This window comes from Reyranella sp. (genome assembly GCF_004296935.1).
In the GTDB taxonomy this organism is placed as follows: Bacteria; Pseudomonadota; Alphaproteobacteria; order Reyranellales; family Reyranellaceae; genus Reyranella.
In genome coordinates this window covers 25393-46928 of record NZ_SCVH01000145.1, presented here as the reverse complement: position 1 = coordinate 46928, position 21536 = coordinate 25393, and the positions used below count along the sequence as shown (strand labels likewise).

Annotated in this window: 19 protein-coding genes and 1 pseudogene; 9 read left to right on the top strand and 11 right to left on the bottom strand. The window is 63.4% G+C overall.

From position 1 onward, the window contains the following. Window positions 1–553 precede the first annotated feature (553 nt). Window positions 554–1126 (top strand): hypothetical protein, encoded by a 573-nt coding sequence (locus EPO55_RS20420; protein ID WP_296339058.1) that lies wholly within the window; start codon window positions 554–556, stop codon window positions 1124–1126. A 48-nt stretch (window positions 1127–1174) separates the two neighbouring features. On the opposite strand, the gene EPO55_RS20415 is transcribed toward EPO55_RS20420, so the two are convergent. Both EPO55_RS20415 and EPO55_RS20410 read right to left on the bottom strand, forming a co-directional pair. Continuing rightward, window positions 1175–2857, bottom strand: a complete 1683-nt coding sequence (locus tag EPO55_RS20415; protein WP_296339057.1) for a recombinase family protein — start codon at window positions 2855–2857, stop codon at window positions 1175–1177. Further along, window positions 2854–3075 carry a hypothetical protein gene (locus EPO55_RS20410; protein WP_296339056.1) on the bottom strand — a complete coding sequence of 74 codons (222 nt, stop codon included), beginning with the start codon at window positions 3073–3075 and terminating at the stop codon, window positions 2854–2856. Before EPO55_RS20410 ends, EPO55_RS20415 begins: the two co-directional genes overlap by 4 nt. Window positions 3076–3184: 109 nt before the next feature. Between EPO55_RS20410 and EPO55_RS20405 the strand changes: the two genes are divergently transcribed. From EPO55_RS20405 to EPO55_RS20390, 4 genes are all read left to right on the top strand, one after another. Continuing rightward, window positions 3185–4492: a hypothetical protein gene (locus EPO55_RS20405; protein WP_296339053.1), complete on the top strand. Its 1308-nt coding sequence runs from the start codon at window positions 3185–3187 to the stop codon at window positions 4490–4492. 253 nt (window positions 4493–4745) lie between these two features. Continuing rightward, on the top strand, window positions 4746–5099 hold the full coding sequence (locus EPO55_RS20400; protein WP_296339051.1) for a hypothetical protein: 354 nt from the start codon (window positions 4746–4748) through the stop codon (window positions 5097–5099). Then, on the top strand, window positions 5096–5617 hold the full coding sequence (locus EPO55_RS20395; protein ID WP_296339050.1) for a hypothetical protein: 522 nt from the start codon (window positions 5096–5098) through the stop codon (window positions 5615–5617). The genes EPO55_RS20400 and EPO55_RS20395 overlap by 4 nt, the downstream gene beginning before the upstream one ends. A 59-nt stretch (window positions 5618–5676) precedes the next feature. Beyond that, complete coding sequence (locus tag EPO55_RS20390) at window positions 5677–6561, top strand: zincin-like metallopeptidase domain-containing protein (protein ID WP_296339049.1); 885 nt, start codon at window positions 5677–5679, stop codon at window positions 6559–6561. A 38-nt stretch (window positions 6562–6599) separates the two neighbouring features. Here EPO55_RS20390 and EPO55_RS20385 read toward each other — a convergent pair whose 3' ends face one another. Then, window positions 6600–6929 carry a hypothetical protein gene (locus tag EPO55_RS20385; RefSeq protein WP_296339048.1) on the bottom strand — a complete coding sequence of 110 codons (330 nt, stop codon included), beginning with the start codon at window positions 6927–6929 and terminating at the stop codon, window positions 6600–6602. A 94-nt stretch (window positions 6930–7023) separates the two neighbouring features. Between EPO55_RS20385 and EPO55_RS20380 the strand changes: the two genes are divergently transcribed. Next, the gene (locus EPO55_RS20380) at window positions 7024–8613 is read left to right on the top strand and encodes a recombinase family protein (protein WP_363719480.1); all 1590 of its coding nucleotides are present in this window, start codon (window positions 7024–7026) and stop codon (window positions 8611–8613) included. Here the strand turns inward: EPO55_RS20380 and EPO55_RS20375 are convergent. Further along, window positions 8570–9625, bottom strand: a pseudogene (locus EPO55_RS20375) (YifB family Mg chelatase-like AAA ATPase); the annotation flags it as partial. The gene EPO55_RS20380 and the pseudogene EPO55_RS20375 overlap by 44 nt on opposite strands. Before the next feature lie 105 nt (window positions 9626–9730). Here EPO55_RS20375 and EPO55_RS20370 point away from each other — a divergent pair. Next, entirely contained in the window at window positions 9731–10699 is a 969-nt protein-coding gene (locus EPO55_RS20370; RefSeq protein WP_296339046.1) for a tripartite tricarboxylate transporter substrate binding protein, read from the top strand. Further along, complete coding sequence (locus EPO55_RS20365; protein ID WP_296339044.1) at window positions 10696–11946, top strand: flavin-dependent oxidoreductase; 1251 nt, start codon at window positions 10696–10698, stop codon at window positions 11944–11946. Before EPO55_RS20370 ends, EPO55_RS20365 begins: the two co-directional genes overlap by 4 nt. Before the next feature lie 3 nt (window positions 11947–11949). On the opposite strand, the gene EPO55_RS20360 is transcribed toward EPO55_RS20365, so the two are convergent. From EPO55_RS20360 to EPO55_RS20330, 7 genes are all read right to left on the bottom strand, one after another. Then, entirely contained in the window at window positions 11950–12960 is a 1011-nt protein-coding gene (locus EPO55_RS20360; protein ID WP_296339043.1) for an ABC transporter ATP-binding protein, read from the bottom strand. Next, entirely contained in the window at window positions 12941–13924 is a 984-nt protein-coding gene (locus EPO55_RS20355) for an ABC transporter ATP-binding protein (protein ID WP_296339191.1), read from the bottom strand. Before EPO55_RS20355 ends, EPO55_RS20360 begins: the two co-directional genes overlap by 20 nt. A 31-nt stretch (window positions 13925–13955) precedes the next feature. Continuing rightward, window positions 13956–15656: an ABC transporter substrate-binding protein gene (locus tag EPO55_RS20350; RefSeq protein ID WP_296339042.1), complete on the bottom strand. Its 1701-nt coding sequence runs from the start codon at window positions 15654–15656 to the stop codon at window positions 13956–13958. A gap of 14 nt (window positions 15657–15670) precedes the next feature. Continuing rightward, window positions 15671–16567, bottom strand: coding sequence for an ABC transporter permease (locus EPO55_RS20345; RefSeq protein WP_296339041.1), 897 nt, complete (start codon window positions 16565–16567; stop codon window positions 15671–15673). Then, window positions 16567–17523, bottom strand: coding sequence for an ABC transporter permease (locus EPO55_RS20340; RefSeq protein ID WP_296339040.1), 957 nt, complete (start codon window positions 17521–17523; stop codon window positions 16567–16569). Before EPO55_RS20340 ends, EPO55_RS20345 begins: the two co-directional genes overlap by 1 nt. A 183-nt stretch (window positions 17524–17706) precedes the next feature. Next, window positions 17707–18939, bottom strand: coding sequence for an LLM class flavin-dependent oxidoreductase (locus tag EPO55_RS20335; protein WP_296339039.1), 1233 nt, complete (start codon window positions 18937–18939; stop codon window positions 17707–17709). A gap of 89 nt (window positions 18940–19028) precedes the next feature. Then, window positions 19029–20186 (bottom strand): hypothetical protein, encoded by a 1158-nt coding sequence (locus EPO55_RS20330; protein ID WP_296339038.1) that lies wholly within the window; start codon window positions 20184–20186, stop codon window positions 19029–19031. A 60-nt stretch (window positions 20187–20246) separates the two neighbouring features. Here EPO55_RS20330 and EPO55_RS20325 point away from each other — a divergent pair, with 60 nt between their 5' ends. Continuing rightward, complete coding sequence (locus tag EPO55_RS20325; protein ID WP_296339035.1) at window positions 20247–21458, top strand: CoA transferase; 1212 nt, start codon at window positions 20247–20249, stop codon at window positions 21456–21458. Window positions 21459–21536: the final 78 nt, after the last annotated feature.

Sequence of the window (21536 nt, the reverse complement as noted above, 5' to 3'; positions counted from 1 at the left end):
CGCAACAACAGCAACCTTCTACGCCGGCTCAAAGTGGCGATTCGGGGCCAGGCGGGAGTTCCAAGAAGACGTCCCAGTGAATGCCTTTGAATGGGCCGCAATATCGGCGGTGGCATCCGCCTTGGCGGCAATTATTTCCCTGTTTAGCGCCCGGACCCAGCTGCGATCGGCTGATGCGAGAGACTGTCTGGAACTCGTAAAGCAACTTGGGGATGCCCAACGCCGTGCAAATGCTGCGCTTGGCGACCAAGTGGAGCGCGAGCTACTCGAACTTCTAAACCTGTTCGAAACGGCGGCACTTCTCTTCAATCATAGGCGTCTAGGTCGATCTTCGGCCTATGTAGTTAAGCACGCTCTGTTGGAGGGGTGGGTTTGGCTCGATACCACGGAGGGGCTAGCTCCGATCTTGAACAAGGCCATTACCGGCCCGACAACGTTTCAGCAGCTACTCATTTTCAAGCGGCGGTTTTCTGCCGAGATCGCTCACCTAACAGAAACGCGGAAGCAACTAGATCTTCAGGATTGCTCGGCGCCCATAGCTTAGAATACGAGCATGGCGCGCCCAGAAATTGTCGACAAACTAGATGCGTTCCTGACAGCGCAGATGCCGCCGGCCGAGGAGCGAGACATCGTCTATCTCCTGGTTGAGATCAGGAAGATCATCGACCACGACAATGCGGTAGTGACCTATCCCATTCTCAAGTTCTATGCGGACTGGTGCGTACACACGAGGAAGGATCGCCTGACGAAGGAGATGATCGCTATACTCGGCGACATCTACAACGCAGCTGCAGCGGCTATTTTACAACCGCACTCTCCGCTTGGGGCGGCTGATCCAGCTAGAGATTTTATCTATATGTCCCGGTTGCGGAACGACCTGCGCAGATTCCTCAGCACATATGGCCTGCCTGGCTCATTGGTGGATAGCGATGACAACTGGGTGTCATTTGTGGCCTTGCTCGTGAAGGTGTTGGAGAACCAACCCATCATCGACTCATCAAACAAGCTCGGCAACGTGAGCCAATTCACCTTCCTTCCGGCAAACGCCCGATGCGTTATCGGTCGGATGGATTTCAAGACACCTGTTGCAGGCAACCCGTTCTATCAGATCGGCAATTTCTACTAGGAGAAATCAGTATTAGAGCTTCGGGAAGTGAATGCTGTTCTCGGCGACCTACGCCGCCTCACGCAGCTCGTCCTCCGGTCGCTGATGCATCAGGTTCTTCCGCCACTGTTGAGGTCCCGTTCGGGAGTTCGAGGTGGTCTCTGACAACGTGAAGTCTGGCGGTGGTTTCCACCCTCTGAGGTGCTTGAGGAGCACTTCGGCACGCTCCGTTGCCAGAGTTCTCCCCACTTCGCGGTGGGCGTTCGTATCACCGTCTGTGTTTTGTGCCTCCGAATTTCGAGAATCGCCTCGCGCTGGGGAGCAACGTAGAACGGCAAGGCCTGAACTCAGTTCTTGGAAGGGCGATTGCAGTGTTACACAAAGCTTTTTGCCGACCAGCGTCCGGTTCGAGGTGAGGATATTGACGGCATCTCTAAATGTCCTCACGCGCCCACTCACTTTGGTCACATCAAGTGACTGAACAAACCCAAAGAACGCGTCAATCCTGGCGCTCATCGTATCTTTGGCGTCCGGGAGATATGACCTTGCCTCTCTGGCCCTGGCAATCTCGAGGAAGAGTAACGCTTTTCTACGTTCATAGGTCTCGCGATCGATGAGCTGATCCACGTAGGCGTCTGTGAGGCGCGCCTCTCGCTCCTTGAGAGCCGCAATCTTTAGGTCAGCAGATCGAAGTCTCTCACTCCTTTGTGCACTCCAGGCCTTGTCCTCCTCACTGATGATGGGAATCAGTTCTTCCACATCCTCGCGAGCCAGCAGCATGCCCTCCACGTGATAGCTGAGCTCGGTCGAGACGTGGTCCTCTCTGATTCCTGTCGTCGGACAGCTGGTCGTATGGCAGCGATAGTACACGTGGCCCTTCTGGCGCTCGCCGATCAGCGTTGTTCCGCACAAGCCGCACTTAAGAAGGCGGCGATAGAGGAACTCATGCTTGCTGACACTGATAGTGAGCTTACCGTCGAGCACGTTCTGGACCTCTTGGAATAGGTCAGCACTGATTAGTGGCTCATGGATGCCTGGAAAGTGCTCTCCCGTAGACTTCAGACGAATGACGCCGGCATAGAACGGATTGCGCAGCATTGCCGTGATACTGCAGAGGTTGAGTGGGCTACCATTTTTTGTCGTAAGACCTTCCCGGTGAAGCTCCTTCCGTAGCGTTTTGAAGGAATGCTGCCGTGATGCGTACAGCTCGAAGGCGAGTCGAACGAGCGGGCCTACAATTGGATCAATCGTCTTGGCCTTGCCCTTGCCGTTGTTCTGGTATCCAAGCGGCGCGGCACGCGGAAGCAGCCCCTGCTTGAGGCGCCCTCTCAGTCCTTTGCGAGTTTCCTCTCGCAAGTTCCGAACGTAATCTGCAGCGACCACTGCCTGGATATCTGCTGCAAGCCGGCCACCTCGGGATTTCATATCGAGATTGTCGTGGGCGAAATGCACTTCGATTCCGATGTCGAGCAAGCTCTGGATCCTCGCCCAATCCCACAGATTGCGAGCGCCTCGATCGATTTTGTGAAGAATGATGCCGGCGGCGCCACCCCGTTCGAGGCGACCCATCATGCGCAGAAACGCAGCACGGCCGATCTTCGCCGCGGTCTGCTGCTCTTCGTACCACTCAGAAATAGCGAGGTCATTTCTGCGCGCGAACGCCTCGATCGCATCCCTCTGTGCGCTAAGAGAAGAACCTTCCTTACCCTGTTTCGTCGTGGAAACCCGGATGTAGGCAAAATAGGTCTTCATTGCGAAGGTGGGTTATCGCCACCTGACTGGAATCTATCATCGAGCATCGGCCGGTGCGAATCGGCCCTAGCCTGCTCGACTTCGAGTTCACGGAAGAGCCGGTACATCACACTGAGGTAGCGGCGCAAATTATTGGTTGCCCGAAGGAGATCCTGTTCAGAAGCGCTCGGCATCAGCCGCCGGATGAACGGAGGGATGTAGGGCTCATCGATCTGCATTGAGCCCATCCTATGATCCGCCGTTGGCCAACTGCAGGAGGTCTTTCACACCGCTTCGGTGATTTGTGCCACCTGCGGCCACAAGTCTTCCGCAGGTACCGTGACTCGAATGAAGGACAAGCAGGTACGGAAGCCAATACGCGTTGTGTCGATGGCCTGCCTAGACGGCACGCTTGTTGAGATCATCCAAGAAGCGCCAGACCAGCCAACCGCGTTGGTGGTCGCGCGGGACGGTTCCTTCGACGTAGGAGCGGACTGGACCTACGATGGGGTCCGCCACGTGCCTGTACCGGCAGCGCACAATCTCCTCAAGCACCGAGCGGTCCGCCTTCCCGGCGTGCCCCAAGAGTACGGCTCCGTCGAAGAATTGTTCACTGAGATCGAGCAATACGCAGACCGCTACCTCGCACTCTCGCCAGCGTTTCTCAAGATCGCTGTCTCATACACCCTGCTCTCCTGGGTCTATGACGCCTTCAACGAGTTGCCATACCTCCGTTTCCGCGGGGACTACGGCTCCGGCAAGACCCGTGCGCTCATCGTGTTTGGTAGCATCGCATACAAGGGCTTCTTTGCGAGCGGTGCTTCCACCGTCTCGCCGATCTTCCACACCTTGGACACCTTCAAAGGCACCCTCATCTTCGACGAAGCAGACTTCCGCTTCACAGATGAGAAAGCCGAGCTCGTGAAGATTCTCAATAACGGCAACGTGAAGGGCTTCTCCGTCCTAAGGACGCAGGTAACCGCGAGCAAGGAGTTCGAGCCGCGGGCGTTCTCCGTGTACGGCCCGAAGATCGTAGGTATGCGCGGCTCGTATGAAGACCGCGCTCTTGAGAGCCGCTTCCTCACGGAGGAGATGTCCGGGCAAACCCTGCGCGCGGATATTCCCATCAGCCTGCCGGAGGACCAGGAAGCCGAAGCGCACGCACTACGCTGCAAGCTCCTGATGTTTCGTCTCAGAGAACGCGGAAGGGTCTGCATAGACCCGTCTTTGGTAGATCCGGCGCTCGAACCTCGGATGAATCAGATACTGCTGCCCCTCCTGTCCGTGGCACCAACCGAGGAGGCCCGGACCGCCATCCGCAGCTACGCCGCTTACGTCCAGGAGGGCGTGGTATCGGATCGTACCGGTTCCACTGAAGGCCAGTTGCTCGCGATTATCGCTGCAGCGACCGGCTCCGCCGATCGGCCGTCTCTGCCGCTTCAGGAAATCGTGTCCGCCTTCGGCGAGCGCTTCGGTGGCGAGTACGAGCGTACCATCACCAACCGCTTTCTTGGCGGCGTGCTGCGCAATCGGCTTGGCTTGCCACTCTATAAGACCGGCGGCGTGATTGCCGTCTCGCTCAAAGATCAAACGAGACTGGCCGCGCTCTTCGCGAGATACGGCATTGGGGATAGCGAGGGGAAAAACTCTGCATAAATCGATGTCGAGGGAGTTAGGGAGAAAGGGAGAAACACAACGGGCGCCCACAAGGGACGCCCGTTGTGCGTTCGAGCCCAATTGCTCCAAGCGTTGCGAGACACGAGATACCCGTACGTTCCTCCCTAAGTCCCTAACTCCCCGGGACCTGCCACAAGGTGTGGATTGTGCCTCCTTAGCGATACGCTTGCGCAGCGTCATGATGTTTGCATGCGGCGAGGGCCTCTTAACTCCTCTCGCCAGCAAGAACATCATGAACAAGGTCAGTTGTTTGCTGCGTGCTCATCGTTTGAAGTGGGGACTTCATCAGAAGGATTTCCGGGCGCTCATCCCGCACACCGGGCACAACCGGGTCTCGCGCGTTGAGCGCAGCTTGCGCCAGCCCAACGCACGGGAAATCCTAGCCTATGGGCTCATCTTCGGCCTCTTGCCGGAGGAGCTTTTCCCTGGCCTGGTTGCCGAGGTCGAAGAGGCGGTGCTGCGTAACGCTTATAAGCTGCATCAAAAGGCCGAGAAGGACACCTCCGAGGCGGGAGTTCGCCGCCAAGCCTTCTTTGAAGCTATCCTCGCCCGCGCGGCTGATCGCGTGCGCACCCGCGGAAAATGAGCCGCCAATACGATGAGTTGGTGCTCGCGATCTACCCCACGGCAAAAGGTATCGCATACACGCTCTTCCAGGCGCCGCTGTCCCCGGTTGACTGGGGCATCAAGCGCGTCCGTGGCCAAAGCAAGAATGCGAATGCACGATGCCTTGAGATCGTGGCGCAGCTCTGCAAATCATTACGTCCGGATACGATCGTGCTTGAGGCGTTCGATCCGAACACATCCAACAAGTCCGAGCGACTCAAGCGTCTCCACGCGCTGATCGTGGCGCATTGCGAAGCGGAAAATCTCACGCTCGCGCGGTACTCGCGCCAGCGCGTGCAGGACACCTTCCGGGAAGCTGGTGCCATCACCCGCTACGAGATCGCGCACGCGATAGCCACCTACATCCCGGCCCTTGCACACCGCAAGCCGCCCATCCGCAAGCTCTGGCAGACTGAGGATCAGCGGCTCTCATTGTTTGATGCCGCTGCACTTGCGCTCACGCACTACGCATTCGTGCCTGCGGAGGAGCCTCCGTAGCGGCAGCTCGTGTCTCCGAGAGTTGGTGCCCAAGCGGCCCCAACCTTCGGAGATCCACCATGACAGATGTTCTTTCCGAGGCGACACGCCTCGACCTCTACCAGCGCGTGACGGACGAGATCGTCCGGGCAATCGAAGCCGGCGCGGGCAAATTCATAATGCCTTGGCACGGCATGGCCTCCGGCCGGCCGCGCAACGCCTATACCGGCGATGCTTATCGCGGCATCAATACCTTGGTGCTGTGGGCTGCGGCTCGAAACCGGAGGTTCGTCTCGTACCACTGGGCAACCTACCGGCAGTGGAACGACCTTGGCGCCCAGGTACGCAAGGGCGAGAAGGCGACGATGATCGTCTACTACAAAAAGGTTCCGGTGAAAGCCGAGGACGCCAACTCCGGCGAGCCGATCGAAGACTACCGGCTGCTTGCCAGAGCGTACTTCGTCTTCAATGCGGCCCAGGTGGATGGATGGGAGGAGCCAGGCGTCTCGCTGCAGAGTGCGGTTGCTCCGCATGAAGTGATCGAGAATTTCATCGCTGCTACCGGCGCGGACATACGATTCGGCGAAAGCGCCGCTTACTGGCCGGCGCGGGACTGCATAACGGTCCCGCACAAAGGCTGGTTTAAGGGCTCAGACACTAGTACGGCCACCGAGACGTATTACTCCACGATGTTCCATGAGCTCATTCATTGGACCGGCCACTGGTGCAGACTGGCCCGCAACCTCACGACTCGCTTCGGTACTCATGACTACGCCATGGAGGAGCTCATCGCGGAGCTTGGCGCGGCCTATCTATGTGCGGAGTTCTTCGTCCTGCACATACCCAGGAAGGACCACGCCGCGTACATCGGCGAATGGCTGGAAGTGCTCAAAGGAGACAAGCGAGCGATCTTCACGGCCGCTACGAAGGCTAATGAAGCAGTGGGTTGGCTTCTCGCCAACTAACCAGAACTCCAAGCCGCCCACACGTGAGTGGGCGGCTTCTACTTTTTGGTCACTGTTCCCGTCCGGGCGCGTTTATGGAAGAACTCCTTTGTCATGTATTCATAGCGGAGGTGCTTGGGCATTTTCCCCGTGCTCTTGAAGTGGTCTCTCGTTTCCATGAAACCTCGCCGGCATCCCCGCCGGTACCAGCGTTCACACAGGAGCGCGATCTCATCCCAGAGCTCGCTGCGCAACAGACGCACCGGCGTCCGCGGCGGCGGATTACTCCCCAGGAACGTCCGAATGTCTTTCCGGACAAGCTTGTACACCTTGCTAGCGGCCACTTTTTTGACCGTGCTGGAGCCGAAGCTCCCCGCGCCCTTGGCCATGTAATCCCTCCATTCGCGTTGGGCTGAACCGCCTAGTCATCCCTACGAATCGGGATTGCCACGTTCTCCCCCTTGTCCGCATACTTTGCAACCGGTGGTTATTGGCGCGTGTAGCGCAAGGCGCCTATTTCGGAGCGTCCAAATCCGCGGGAGAAAGACCGTGCAGCAGTCAACCAAGACCGTAGGCATCTGGATTCGCGTCTCCACGGAGATGCAGGTGCAGTCGGATAGTCCCGAGCACCATGAGCGTCGAGCCCGCCTCTATGCTGAGGCGAAAGGCTGGACCGTCTGCGAGGTGTACCGGCTCGACGCTGTAAGCGGAAAGTCCGTCATCGAGCATCCCGAGGCCAAGCGGATGCTCGCGGACGTAAAGCGCGGCAAGATCACCGGCCTCGTCTTTTCAAAGCTCGCTCGCCTGGCTCGCAATACGAAGGAGCTTCTTGAGTTTGCGGACTACTTCAAGAAGCACGATGCGGACCTTATCTCCCTGGACGAGAGCCTGGACACCAGCTCGCCCGCAGGTCGCTTCCTCTTTGTCATGATAGGCGCCCTTGCCGAGTTTGAGCGAGCGGAGATCGCCTCCCGCGTCCAAGCGTCCGTTCCGATCCGCGCCAAGCTCGGGAAGCCCCTCGGCGGGTCCTCTCCGTTCGGCTACGTCTGGCGGGACGGCAAGCTCGTCCCAGACGAGAAGGAGGCGCCCGTCCGCCGCCTTCTGTATGAGCTGTACCAGGAGCACGGCCGCAAGAAGACGGTAGCCCGCATCCTGAACGACCGCGGGTACCGCACCCGGGGCGGCGGCACTTTTTCCATGACCACCGTCACCCGCCTGCTTAGGGACCCCACGGCCAAGGGTATCCGGATCGCCAACTCCACCAGGAACGTGGGCAAGAGCAAGCCGATAGTCCGCAAACCTGAAAGCGAGTGGGTGTACCACCAAGTTGAGCCGATCGTGTCTGAGGAGCTCTGGGACACCTGCCAAGCCCTCCTGGATGGCTCCCGCAGCAAGTACAAGAAGCCGGCCAAGAAAACTGTCCATCTGTTCGCCGGATACGCCTTCTGCGGCTGCGGCGGGAAGATGTACGTCACCTCAAGCAACAAGAGCCGGTACGTCTGCTATGGGTGCAAGAAGACCAAGATCCCCATCGTTGACCTTGAAGGCGTCTACCACGAGCAGCTACGGGCCTTGGCTGTGGCACCTGGGGAGGTCGAGAAGCATCTCGCAGCTGCGAATGAAACCCTTGGGGAGAAGCAGCGGCTTCTCGAAGTCCTCTCGGCCGAACGGGAGAAAGTCTCGGCCGATCGCGAGCGTGCCTACGAACTCTACATGTCGAAGGAAATTGAGAAGGAAGATTTCGGGACGAGATACCGTCCGCTGACCCAGCGCCTTGAGCAGATTGATCAGGAGCTTCCCGCCCTTCAGGCATCCATAGACGTCCTGAAAATCAGTCAGCTATCTGAGGCTGAAGTACGCAGTGCCGCCACCAACCTCTACGACCGATGGCCGCTTCTCCCCTTCGGGGAGAAGCGGAGCATTGTGGAAGCGATAACGGAAAAAATCGTTATCGCTCAAGAAGATATAGATATCTCGTTTCTATACGAACCTTCGATTGAAACCGCGGCAAATAGGCTCCGCAGTATCAGGGATTCATCGCCGCCACCAGCTGGAAGCGCGCCGGATAGGTGACGTGCGCCGACGCCCGCGCCACGGTCACGCGGCCCGACTCCAGCGGCTGACGCAGCGCCTCCAAAGTGGCGCGGCTGAACTCCGGCAATTCATCCAGGAACAGCACGCCGTGATGAGCCAATGACACCTCGCCGGGGCGCACGCGCTGGCCGCCGCCGATCAGCGCCTGCAAGGTCGCGGAATGATGAGGATCGCGGAAAGTGCGGCGACGGCTCAGCTTGCCCTCGGCCAGGTCGCCCGCCAGCGACCGCACCATCGACGCCTCCAGCGCTTCATCCGGTTCGAGCGGCGGCAGCAGGCCCGGCAGACGCGCCGCCAGCATCGACTTGCCCGAGCCCGGCGGGCCGATCATCAAGAGGTTGTGGCCGCCAGCCGCCGCGACTTCCAGCACCCGCTTGGCGCTTTCCTGGCCCTTGATCTCGGCGAGGTCGGGATAGACGACCCGATCGTCGGCGACCAGCGCCTCCGGCGCCGGCAGGGTCTGTTGGCCCCGCAGGTGATTGATCAAGGCGAGCAGCGAGGGCGCCGCCACGATGGTGGGCCGGTCGGAGTCGTCGGATTCGAAACCACCCCACGCCGCCTCTCCACCACACACCGCGGGGCAGATCAGGCCACGCCCGGACGAGGCGGCGGCGATCGCCGCCGGCAGCACGCCGGGCACGCGGCTCAGCGATCCGTCGAGCGCCAGTTCGCCCAGCACGACGAAATCTTCCAGGCACTCGCGGGTGAGCACGCCCATGGCAGCGAGCAGCGCCAGCGCAATCGGCAGGTCGTAATGGCTGCCCTCCTTGGCAAGGTCGGCCGGTGACAGATTGACCGAGATGCGCTGCGGCGGGAGCGCCAGACCCAGGGCCCGGAGCGCCGCCCGCACCCGCTCGCGGCTTTCGCCCACCGCCTTGTCGGCAAGGCCCACCATGGCGAAGGCGACGGTCCCCGGCGCGATCATCACCTGCACATCGACCGGCAGGACGTCGACGCCCTGGAAAGCCACTGTCCGCACCTTTGCCTGCATTGCATTCTCCCGATTCCGGAGAACAATTATAGAACGAACATCCAGAAAGTAAAACCCGTAGGAGTTGTATCGACGGCGACGGAAGAGGCTGATTGAATGGTGGTCATGCGTCGCCGCCAAACCCTGCCCCTCCTCGCCGGCCTGCTGGCCGGCCCCGCCCTCGTCAGGGCGGCCTTTGCCTGGCCCGACCAGCCGGTGAAGATCATCGTGCCCTTCACCCCGGGCACCGGCCCCGACATCATCGCCCGCTTCGTGGCGGAGCGGTTGACCGCCAAGCTCGGTCAGCCGGTGGTGGTCGAGAACGTCGCCGGCGCCAGCGGCAATATCGGCAGCCAGCAGGTCGCGCGCGCCAAGCCCGACGGCCACACGCTGATGTCGTCGGTCAACACGCTGGTCATGAACCCCAGCCTCTACAAGAACCTGCCCTACGATCCGGTGACCGACTTCGTGCCGCTCGGCCTCACCGCCTGGGGTTCGTTGGTGTTGGTGGCAAACCCCAATCAAAAGCCCACCACCCTGGCCGAGCTGATCGCGGCAGCAAAGGCGGCCCCCAAGACCCTGACCTACGGCAGCCCCGGCGTGGGCACGCCGCATCATCTGTCGATGGCGCTGGTCGAAACCTCCGCCGGCATCGAGCTGCTGCATGTGCCGTACAAGGGCACGGCCGGCGCGGTGCAGGATCTGCTGGGTGGCCAGATCGGCTACATGTTCCTGCCGGTCCATGTCTCGGCCCAGCACATTCGCGCCGGAAAGCTGAAGGCAATCGCCGTTGGCAGTCCCCAGCGCCTGCCGCAGCTGCCCGACGTGCCGACCCTGGCCGAAAGCGGCCTGAATGGCGTCGACGTCGACATGTGGTACGGCTTCTTCCTGCCCAAAGGCACGCCGCCCGAGATCGTCGCGCGCCTGAACCGCGAAGTCGCCGCCATCCTGAACGCGCCGGAGGCCAAGGCGGCGTTCGAAGCTCAGGGCCTGATCCCCGCAACCTCGACGTCGGCCGAACTCGGTGCGATCGTGGCGCGCGACCGTACCCGCTGGGCCGATGTCGTGGCCAAGCGCGGGATCGCGGCCGAGTGAGCGCTTCGAAGCCGGACGTCCTGATCGTGGGCGGGGGCATCGGCGGCCTCGCGCTGGCGCTCAGCCTGCACCAGGCCGGCATCTCCTGCCGAATCTTCGAGGCGGTGCCGGAGATCCTGCCGCTGGGCGTCGGCATCAACCTGTTGCCGCACGCCATGCGCGAGCTCAGCGAACTCGGCCTGCAGGAAGCGCTGGCCGCGCGCGCCATCGAAACGCGCGAACTCGCCTTCTACAGCCGCCACGGCCAGTTCATCTACAAGGAGCCGCGCGGCCGCTTTGCCGGTTACGACTGGCCGCAGCTCTCGATCCATCGCGCCGATCTGCACGAGATCCTGCTTACCGCCGTAAAACAGCGGCTGGGCGGGGATGCCGTGCGGATCGGCCATCGCTGCGTCAGGGTCGATCAGGACGCAAATGGCGTCGTCCTCCATTTCGACAAGGCGTCCCCCCAGGCGGGCAAGCTCGCCGTCGGCTGCGACGGCATCCATTCGGCGCTGCGCCGCCAGCTCATTCCCAACGAGGGCCCGCCGAAATATTCCGGCGTCAACATGTGGCGCGGCACGGTGCGCTGGCCGGCCTACCTCGGCGGCGACACGATGGCGGTTACCGGCTGGATGACGGTCGGCAAGACGGTGATCTACCCGGTGCGGCCCGGCACGCCCGAAACAGGCGGCCTGCCCCTGATCAACTGGGTGGCCGAGATCGACCGGCCCGCGGCGGTGCGCCAGGACTGGACCGGCCGCGGCCGCCTCGCCGACATGATGCCGGCCTTTGCCGGCCTGAAGTTCGACTGGCTCGACGTCAGTGCCATGATCGAGAGCACCGAAGAGATCCTCGAATATCCCATGGTCGACCGCGACCCGCTGCCGCGCTGGAGCTTCGGCCGCCTCACCTTGCTGGGCGATGCCGCGCACCCGATGTATCCCCGCGGCTCCAATGGCGCGGGCCAGGCGATCATCGACGCCCGCTTTCTCACCGGCCAGATCAGAAAGCACGGCGCCACGGAAGCGGCGCTCCTCGCCTACGAGGCGGTGCGCAATCCGGCGACGGCCAAGGTTGTGCTGACCAACCGCACCGATCCCCCCGATGCCATTCTGCGCGAGGTTTGGCAGCGCTCCGGCGGCAGACGCTTCGAACGCATCGAAGATGTGATTTCGGCCGCCGAACTCGAGACGATCTCCGAGCGCTACAAGAAGGTGGCGGGCTTCGACCGCGAGACGCTGAAGGCGCGCGCCAGCTTCGTCTAAAAATCAGGCGCCATGGAGATGGCAGGCGACGGCCCGGCCGTCGCCCATGTCGCGCATCGGCGGGTCGACGCTCCTGCACACGTCCATCACCCGGGGGCAGCGGGTATGGAAGCGGCAGCCCGGCGGCGGACGCATGGCCGAGGGCACCTCGCCGGTGATGATCTGCTGCGGCCTGCTCGCCTCGACCTCGGGATCGGGGATCGGGATCGCCGCCAGTAGCGCCACGGTATAGGGATGCAGCGGGCGGGCGTAGAGATCGCCACGCGAGGCGATCTCGACGATGCGGCCGAGATACATCACCGCGATGCGGTGGCTGATGTGGCGGACCACGGCAAGATCGTGGGCGATGAAGATATAGGTCAGGCCCAGCCGCTCCTGCAGTTCCTGGAACAGGTTCACGACCTGCGCCTGGATCGACACGTCGAGTGCCGACACCGGCTCGTCGCAGATGATCAGCGACGGTTCGAGCGCCAGCGCACGGGCGATGCCGATCCTCTGGCGCTGGCCACCGGAGAATTCGTGCGGGTAGCGGTCGGCCATGTCGGGCAGCAGCCCGACCATGTCGAGCAGGCTGGCGACACGCTCGCGATAGACAGCGCGGTCGGTCGCCATGCCGTGCACCTCAAGCGGCTCGCCCACGATCTCGGCCACCTTCATGCGCGGGTTCAGCGAGCCGAACGGGTCCTGGTAGACCATCTGCATGCGGCGGCGGATCGGCCGCATGCGGGCGCGGTCGTAGCCGGAAATGTCCTCGCCTTCGAAGACGACCTGGCCCGAGGTAATGTCGAGCATCTTTAGTACGGCGAGCCCGGTGGTGCTCTTGCCGCAGCCCGACTCGCCCACCAGGCCCAGTGTCTCGCCCCTTCGGACATTGAACGACACACCGTCGACGGCTTTCACGCTGCCGACCTGCTTGCGCACGACGGCGCCCGCCATCACCGGAAAGTGGACCTTGAGGTCGCGGACCTCGAGGACCGCCTCGGGGAGGATGGCGTCAGGCGCTGAGCTGGTCATGGAAATGACATGCCGAAAGATGTTCGGGACCGCTCCTGACCAGCGCCGGCCGTTCGACCCGGCAACGATCGACGGCATTGCGGCAACGCGGGGCGAAGGCGCAGCCCGGCGGCAGGTTGGCGAGATTGGGCGGCTGGCCGTCGATCGGCACGAGGCGCGTGCCTGTGGCCTGGTCGAGCCGCGGCACCGAGGCCATCAGGCCGATCGTATAGGGATGGCGCGGCCGGGCGTAGATCTCGCGGGCCGGGCCGGCCTCGATGATGCGGCCGCCGTACATGACGCAGACCCGGTCGGCATAGCGCGCCACGACTCCGAGATCGTGGGTGATCAGAATCAAGGCCGAGTTGGCCGCCCGCGTCACTTCCTTCAGCAGCGCCAGGATCTGCGCTTGCACCGTGACGTCGAGCGCCGTGGTCGGTTCGTCGGCGATGATGAGCTGTGGCTGGCAGGCCAGCGCCATGGCGATCATGGCGCGCTGGCGCATGCCGCCGGAGAACTGATGCGGGTAGGATTTTACGCGGCTCCTGGCGTCGGGCAGACGGACCCGCGACAGCAGCTCGACCGCCATGTCCATTGCCGCCGCCCATGGCGTCTTGCGGTGCAGGTTGATCGGCTCGGCGATCTGCAGGCCGATCGTGAGCGAGGGATTGAGCGAGCTCATCGGCTCCTGGAAGATCATGGCGATGCGGTTGCCGCGGATGGCGCGGATCTCGTGATCCTCCAGCTTCAGGAGATCGCGGCCGTCGAACACCACCTCGCCGGCGGAAATGCGGCCCGGCGGATCGGGGATCAGGCGCAGGATCGACATGGCGGTCACGCTCTTGCCCGAGCCCGACTCGCCCACGATCGCCAGCGTCTCGCCGGCCGCCAGATCGAAGGAGACGTCGTCGACCGCCTTGACGGTGCCGCGCTCGGTGCGGAATTCGGTCGACAGGTTCCTGACGCTGAGCAGGGGCGCGCCCATCAGGCGCGCCCCGGTACGCAACAGGCCATACTCAGTGGCCCATCTTCTTCTTCATCTCCTGATCGACCCAGATGCGGGCATAGATCGGGCCCGGCCGCACCGCGCCGACGCGCAGCTCGCCACCGTAGTTTTTCACCCATGGCCACCAAGCGGTGTAGATGTAGGGAATCGGCAGCCAGACATAGGGCGCCGCGTCGAGGATCTCGACCGTCAGCTCGCGCAGCATCTTGATGCGGGTGGCTTCATCCTTGGTGCGGAAGACCTCTTCCATCTTGGCGTCGTACTTGGGATCGCTGTAGCCCGCCGGATTCCACAGTTCACCGGTGATGAAGCTCTTGTGGATGGTGCGCGTCGGATTGACGTGGCCGGAGTTCATGAAATAGCCCGGCGCGTGGGTGCGCGAGCTCATGGCGCTCAGGAACGCACCATACTCCATCGGCTGAATCTCCAGCTTCACGCCGACCTGTTCGTAGTAGGCCGCGATCAATGGCAGCAGATCCATGTGGTCTGGGTTGCACGAGCAGACCTGGACCTTGGTGGTGAAGCCCTTGGGGAAGCCCGCCTCGGCCAGCAGCTTCTTGGCCTTGGCGGGATCGTAGGTAAACAGTTCCTTCACCGAAGCCGGCATGTCGGCAAGCGGCTGGAAATACGGGCCGTAGTCGGGGTGCTGCGGATAGGCGAACAGTTCGGCGTTGCCGTTGTAGTAAGCCTTGACGATCTCGTCCTTGTTGACCGCCATGTTGAGCGCGCGGCGGACGCGAACATCCTTGAACGGCCCGTCGACATCCATGCGCATCGCCATGAAGGTGCCGCTCATGTTCAGCCAGCGGTTCCACTTCAGCTGCGGCGAACTCTTCTTCAGCGAATCGACGTTCTGCCAGCGGATCGACTCAAGGATGTCGAGCTTACCGGTGCGCAGCGCGGTGATCCAGGTCGCCTCGTCCTTGATGGTGCGATAGACGATCTTGTCGACGAACGGCAGCTTGTACTCTTGGCCACCGATCTTCTCGCTGTCCCAGTAGAGCGGGTTCCTGCTGTAGGTGTTGGAGTTGCCGGAAACGTAGTCGGTGAGCTGGAAGGGGCCGGTGCCGACCGCGTTCTTCCAGTTGGTGGCGCCGGCGTCGACCATTTCCTTGGCGTAGATTGGCGAGTAGTAGCCCCAGCCGAAGCGGTAGTCCCACTCGGAGTGGAAGTACTTCATGTAGAAGACGATCGTGTGCTTGTCGGGCGTCTCGACCTTGGCGACGTGGTTGAAGTAGCCCTTCTGCTGCTTGGGGCTCGTGATCAGACGGTTGAAGCTGAAGGCCACGTCTTCCGACGTGAATTCGCGGCTCTTCATCACGCCCGCCTTCTCGGGGAACATCACGCCCTTGCGCAGCTTGATCTCGACCCGGAGCGGATTTTCTTTCCACTCCCAGCTCTCGGCCAGTTCGCCCTTGATCGCGTCCTGCGGCAGGTACCCGTCGGCCACGAAGGCGTGCGGGCCGCCTCGGCTCTTGGCCTTCGAGAGGTCGCCCTGGAAGAGCTGTTCGAGATACTGGCCGGTGTCGTGGTTCAGCTTCCAGTTCCAGTCGTTGGGATCGAACGACAGCGCCGACAGCGTCACGTAGACGGTGCCGATCTCGAGGGTGCCGCCGTATTGCGGCTTGTCGCTGGACTGGGCGGCGGCGGGCGCCACGCCAAGCGCGAGAGACAACGCGGTACCGAGCAGAACGCCACGCATGAATTTCATCGAACCCTCCCTATTCAACGGCTGCCGCGCATGCGCGGATCGAGAAGATCGCGCAGCGCGTCGCCGAAGACGTTGATGGCGTAAACCACGATGGTGATGCAGAGGCCGGGCGCCAGAGCCAGCCAGGGCGCCAGGTACATGAAGGAGCGGCCCGAGCCCGACAGCATACCGCCCCAGGTCGGCGCCGGCGGCGGCACGCCTAACCCCAGGAAGGCGAGTCCCGATTCGGCCAGGATCACCGCGCCGACGCGGGTCGTGAACAGCACGATCACCGGCGCCATGACGTTGGGCAGGATATGCCGCCACAGGATCCGCGGCAGCGATGCGCCGGTCGATTGCGCGGCGTGGACATAGGCGTTCTCGCGCACCGACAGTACGGCGCCACGGATGATGCGGCTGCCGCCTATGCCGTAGAGCAGACCTAGGATGACGATCACCGGCCCCATGCCCGGCCCGACCACCGAGACGACCACGATCAGGATGATGAGGTCGGGGAAACTCATCCAGGCGTCGACGAAGCGCTGCATCACCATGTCGAACTTGCCGCCGAGATAGCCCGACACGATGCCGATGAAGACCGAGACCACGGTAGCGAGTGCTGCCGCCGACAGGCCGATGATGACCGAGAGCTGGGCGCCGTAGAGACAGCGCGAGAGCATGTCGCGGCCGAGATTGTCGGTACCCAGCCAGAACTTTTCGCTCGGCGGCTTCAACCGGTTGATCGGGCTGATCTGGTTGTAGCCGTAGGGCGCCAGCACGTCGGCGAAGAGGCCACAGAACAGGAAGAGGATGCAGATCACGAAGCCGAATGCGCCCAGCGGCTTGTCCTGAAACAGCCGAACCAGGAAGCGCCAAGCTCCGGACGGCGGGGCCGGCCGTGGCGCGCTCGCGGTCTCGATGATCGCGACCATCAGCGGTACCTCACCTTCGGATCGAGCAGCCCGTAGCTGAGATCGACCAGCAGGTTGATGAACACGACGGCGACGCCCACGATCAGGAACACGCCGGTGATGATGGGATAGTCGCGCTGACTGACGGCTTCCAGGAGCAGCAGCCCCATGCCGGGAATGACGAAAATCTGCTCCAGGATGACGGCGCCGCCGAACAGCACCGGCGCCTGCAGGCCGACCAGGGTGACCACCGGGATCAGCGCGTTACGCAACGCATGGCGCAGGATGGTGGTGCGTGTCGCCAGCCCCTTGGCGAGCGCGGTGCGGATGTAGTCCTGGCGCATCACCTCCAGCATCATGGTGCGCGTGAGCCGCATGACGACAGCGGAGAACGCCTTGCCCAGGATCAGCGCCGGGATGGCCATCTGGCCCATGTGGCGCAGCGGATTCTCGGTGAAAGGTGTCAGCTTCACGTCCGGCGACCAGCCCCACCAGATCGCGGGAAAGACCATGACCAGCGTGCCGACCCAGAAGCCGGGCAGCGCCAGCGCCAGGATGGCGAAGGAACGGGTGACATAATCGCCGATCGTGTCCTGGGAGACGGCTGAATAGACGCCGATCGGGATGCCGACGATCAGCGCCACGATCAGCGCCATCAGGCCGAGCTCGAAAGTGAGCGGCAGGCGGTGGAGGATGTCCTCCATCACAGAGGTGTTCTGCCACAGCGACTTGCCCAGGCTGCCGTCGAGCAGGATCGCACCCAGCCAGCGGAAATACTGGATGTAAACCGGCTGATCGAGGCCGAGTGCCGCCTCGAGCTGCTCGCGGCTCTTCTTGTCGGCACCGATGTCGTTGGTCGACAGCATGAGGTCGATGACGTCACCGGGGATCAGCCGCACGGTGATGAACACGATCAGGCTGGCGAAGATCAGGGTCGGCACCAGCGCCAGCACGCGGCGGATGACGTAGGCCTGCATCAGCCGCTTCCTCGCGCGACGGAAACCACCGGCTTCGGCCGATCAGGCGCGCGCAGCGGGGCCACATGGCTCACTCGGTCCATCCCTCCTGAAACGTTCCCTCGTCGCCCGCTTTTGCCGACGTTCTTATTGGTCGCAAGCTGCCGGGATTGCAGGCGGACTGTCAATCGGCGTCAGCGCGCGCTACTTCGCCGCCTGCTTGCCCAGGCCCTTCGGCACCTGCGCCCCGGCGGCGGTGACGCGCGGGTTGCTGGTGACCTTGAGCGCTTCGGCGGCGTCCTTGTTCTCCATGATCTTGGCCATGATGGCTTGGCCCGCGCGGTCGAAGACGGCGCGGTTTTCCTGGAGGTACTTCTGCGATTCGCGCAGCTTGGTCACGTAGCCGTTGATCTCGGGGATGACGTAGCGCGCGACCATGTCCCAGCTGCGGAAGGTGTTCTCCGGGTTGGCCCAGTCGTGCACGAAGCCGACGCAGGTGCCGAAGCCGCCGCTCTGGTCGACCACGGCCTTGATCATCTTCACCAGGTCGTCCGGCGTGCCGATGACGGCGGCCGAGCCTTCGCCCGAGATCTGCGCGACGGCTTCGTCCGGCGACTTGTAGGCGACCGAGCCCGGCCGCTGCAGCGTGCCGTGGATATACTCGTTGTGCCAGCGCATCAGCCCGTGACGCGCCTCCTCGCGCGCCTTCTCGCGGGTCTCGGCAATGTGCCAGTTGAGCAGCACGCGCCAGTTCTTGCGGTCGACGACCGTGCCGGCCTTCTTGGCGGCCGACTCGGCGAAGCCCCACTGCGTCGGCAGCGCGGTCAGGCCCTCGCTCGACATCGAACCCAGCGAGATGATGCCGATGCCGTACTTGCCGGCCAGCGTCATGCCCGACGGACTGATCTGCGAGGCGACGGCGAACGGCATGTCCTCCTGCAGCGGCAGGAGCTGAAGGGCCGCGTCCTGCATCGTGAACCACTCGGACTTGTGGGTGACGCGCTCGCCCCGGAACAGGCGGCGGATGACGCCGATCGCCTCGTCCTGACGGTCGCGCTGGGTCATCGGATCGATGCCGAGCGTATGGGCGTCCGACGGCAGCGCGCCGGGACCCGAACCGAAGATGGCGCGGCCGCCGGTCATGTGGTCGAGCTGCACCATGCGCTGGGCCACGTTGTAGGGATGGTGATAGGGCAACGAGATCACGCCGGTGGCGAGCTTGATGCGCTTGGTGTGCTCACCCGCCGCGGCGAGGAACATCTCGGGCGAGGCGATCATCTCCCAGCCGCTGGAATGATGCTCGCCGCACCAGAACTCGTCGTAGCCCAGCTCGTCGAGATGCTTCACGAAGGCGATATCGCGCCGGAACTGCAGCATCGGATTCTCGCCGATGGGATGATGGGGAGCGAGAAAGGCGCCAAATCCTAGCCGTGCCATTCGGGATACTCCTCGGTGGAAACAGTGGTCAGATGCCAGACTTGTGCCTGCCCCACCGCCTGTCCAGAGGGATCGACCGCACCGCGAATTCAGGGCGCTGCCAGACGCCGCTTCAGCTCGCCCGCGATCAATTCGTAGGTGTAGGCAGTGGGGTGGCCGTCGTGGGGAATGAGGAGCAAGGACATGTCGATCTTGCTGGTCAGGTTGTCGACCGACAGCAGTGCAATGCCGGCCTGGCGCAGACGGTTCAGCACGGCAATCAGGAATTCTGCGTCGCCATAGCCCTTCCTGTGCACTTCGTCCGGCCATGAATAGACGACGATCAGGGGCGCGCCGAATTTCTCGCGCGACAGCTGCTGCAGGCGCACCATCAGGGCGACGAACAGATCGGCCTGCTCCTCCTGGCGCTGGCGCATGCCGATGGCGTCGACGAACTGGAACTGCTCGCCCAGAAGGTACTTCAGCCCGGCAAGGGGATGGGTCCAGCGATATTCGTTGAAGGTCCCGGTGTGCCGCGGCACGCCCTTGTCGAGAACGTAGCGCGGCGAGGATCCGAGCCAACTGCCGTTACCGGTCACGCGCGCGAGATGGGCCGGGATGATCCAGCTCACCACCGCCTTGACCGACTGGTCGGCATAGCGGTCGAGCAGCCCCGCCTCGAGGGCGCGCACGAGATGGTTGGGCCCGTAGCCCGGCACGCCGAGGTTGACGGTGCGCACCGTGTAGTCGTTCGCCTTGGCAAACTGCGCGGCAAGGCTCTGATCGTCGGCGAGCCCCTGGCCGAAGACAAAGGAGTCGCCCAGGAACAGATAGGTATCGCCCCCGGCCGGGCCGGCCGGCGTGACGCGCGCGGCGTTGCCGTCAAAATGATAGGTCTGGCGATAGACCAGCTCCGGCCCGAAGGTCGCCGTGGCGATGACCTTGGTGCTCGGCAGGGGCCGGAAGCCCAGGGTAGGATCGGGTGGCGGCCACCATTTCGGATCGGTCGTCTGCACCAGGCCGCGTCCCATGGGCGCGGGCGACAGGAACCCGGCGACGGCATCGAGCAGCGCCAGGCTGACGGCAAGCGCGGTGGCGAGCAATGCGCCCGTGCGCCAGCGGTTGCCGCGCAACAGCACGACGCCCGCCAGGCCGAGCAGCACCGCCAGGCCGCAGGCCCACAGCGCCGAGGGCAACAGCTGCGCACCGATCGCCAGCAGGACCACCAGCCCCGCCGCGATCGCGTAGTTCCGACGATGGCCGGCCATTGACCTAAACGTGTCTCCCCGGAGTAGGGTGCGATGTACGTGTTCGAAAGGAAAACATCAATGAGCGGGCACTTGCCGCTGGAAGGCCTGCGGGTGCTCGATCTCGCGAGTTTCATCGCCGGTCCCGTGGCGACCACGGTGATGGGCGACTATGGCGCCGAGGTCATCAAGATCGAGCCGCCCGGCGAGGGCGACCCGCAGCGCAAGCTCGGCCAGGCCCATTCGATCCCGCAGCATCCCGTCAACTTCTGCTGGCACCTGACCAACCGCAACAAGCGGGCGATCGTGCTCGACCTCAAGAGCGAGGGCGGCCGCGCCGCCTTCGACCGGCTGGTCGCGACCGCCGACGTGATGGTGGTGAACTTCCCGCTGAAAGTCCGCGAGCGCCTGCGCATGCGCTACACCGACGTGGCGCCGCTCAATCCCAGGCTGATCTATGCCTCGATGACCGGCTACGGCGAGCAGGGCCCCGACGCCGACCAGCCGGGCTTCGATTCGACGGCCTTCTTCGCCCGTTCCGGCCTGCTCGACGCCCTCACCTACGAGGGCGGGCCGCCGGCCTTCTCGCTGCCGGCGCAGGGCGACCAGATGGCCGGCATGAACCTGTTCGCCGCCGTCCTCATGGCGCTGCTGCATCGCGAGCGCACCGGCGAGGGCAGCGAAGTCGGCACCTCGCTGCATGCGAGCGGCCTGTGGTCGAACGCCATGCTGGCGCAGGGCGCCCTGCTCGGCGCCTACGTGGCGCCGCGGCCGCCGCGCACCCAGCCGAGGAGCGCGCTCGCCAACCAGTACCGCACCGCCGACCATCGCTGGATCCAGCTCACCATCGTGCGCGAGGACAAATTGTGGCCCGAGCTCTGCCAGGCGATCGAGCGGCCCGAGCTGCTGGACGATCCACGCTTCAAGACGACCGAAGAGCGCCGCGCCCATGCCTCCGAACTGGCGGCGATCCTCGATCCGGTGTTCGCGGCCCACCCCTGGCTGCACTGGCGCCTCAGGCTCCGCCATCACGGCATCACCTTCGGTCTGCTGGGTGTCATGCGCGACGTGCCGCACGACGAACAGGCGGTGGCCAACGGCGCGGTGGTGCCAAGCACGCTCGCGGAGATGCCGCGCACCATTTCGGCGCCGATCCGCCTCTCCTTCGCGCCTACGCCGGTGACGCCCGGCGCCGGTCCCGGTCACGGCCAGCACACCGACGAGGTGCTGGGCGAACTGGGTTTTAGCACCGCCGAAATCGCCGCCCTGCGCGACACGGGGGCGCTCGGTTGAGACCGGTCCGGGGCACACGAAACGTGCCGTAAAACAACCCCAGCCGTGCCGGAGCCTGTACCGCGGCGCCGGGATTCC

Bases quoted from the DNA above. Each gene is read 5' to 3' on its own strand.
- EPO55_RS20415 (WP_296339057.1), bottom strand. From the start codon at position 2,857: ATGAAGACCTATTTTGCCTACATCCGGGTTTCCACGACGAAACAGGGT.
- EPO55_RS20395 (WP_296339050.1), top strand. From the start codon at position 5,096: ATGAGCCGCCAATACGATGAGTTGGTGCTCGCGATCTACCCCACGGCA.
- EPO55_RS20345 (WP_296339041.1), bottom strand. From the start codon at position 16,567: ATGGTCGCGATCATCGAGACCGCGAGCGCGCCACGGCCGGCCCCGCCG.
- EPO55_RS20355 (WP_296339191.1), bottom strand. From the start codon at position 13,924: ATGGGCGCGCCCCTGCTCAGCGTCAGGAACCTGTCGACCGAATTCCGC.
- EPO55_RS20335 (WP_296339039.1), bottom strand. From the start codon at position 18,939: ATGGCACGGCTAGGATTTGGCGCCTTTCTCGCTCCCCATCATCCCATC.
- EPO55_RS20370 (WP_296339046.1), top strand. From the start codon at position 9,731: ATGCGTCGCCGCCAAACCCTGCCCCTCCTCGCCGGCCTGCTGGCCGGC.
- EPO55_RS20420 (WP_296339058.1), top strand. From the start codon at position 554: ATGGCGCGCCCAGAAATTGTCGACAAACTAGATGCGTTCCTGACAGCG.
- EPO55_RS20360 (WP_296339043.1), bottom strand. From the start codon at position 12,960: ATGACCAGCTCAGCGCCTGACGCCATCCTCCCCGAGGCGGTCCTCGAG.
- EPO55_RS20400 (WP_296339051.1), top strand. From the start codon at position 4,746: ATGAACAAGGTCAGTTGTTTGCTGCGTGCTCATCGTTTGAAGTGGGGA.
- EPO55_RS20340 (WP_296339040.1), bottom strand. From the start codon at position 17,523: ATGCAGGCCTACGTCATCCGCCGCGTGCTGGCGCTGGTGCCGACCCTG.
- EPO55_RS20405 (WP_296339053.1), top strand. From the start codon at position 3,185: ATGAAGGACAAGCAGGTACGGAAGCCAATACGCGTTGTGTCGATGGCC.
- EPO55_RS20385 (WP_296339048.1), bottom strand. From the start codon at position 6,929: ATGGCCAAGGGCGCGGGGAGCTTCGGCTCCAGCACGGTCAAAAAAGTG.
- EPO55_RS20325 (WP_296339035.1), top strand. From the start codon at position 20,247: ATGAGCGGGCACTTGCCGCTGGAAGGCCTGCGGGTGCTCGATCTCGCG.
- EPO55_RS20410 (WP_296339056.1), bottom strand. From the start codon at position 3,075: ATGCAGATCGATGAGCCCTACATCCCTCCGTTCATCCGGCGGCTGATG.
- EPO55_RS20330 (WP_296339038.1), bottom strand. From the start codon at position 20,186: ATGGCCGGCCATCGTCGGAACTACGCGATCGCGGCGGGGCTGGTGGTC.
- EPO55_RS20350 (WP_296339042.1), bottom strand. From the start codon at position 15,656: ATGAAATTCATGCGTGGCGTTCTGCTCGGTACCGCGTTGTCTCTCGCG.
- EPO55_RS20390 (WP_296339049.1), top strand. From the start codon at position 5,677: ATGACAGATGTTCTTTCCGAGGCGACACGCCTCGACCTCTACCAGCGC.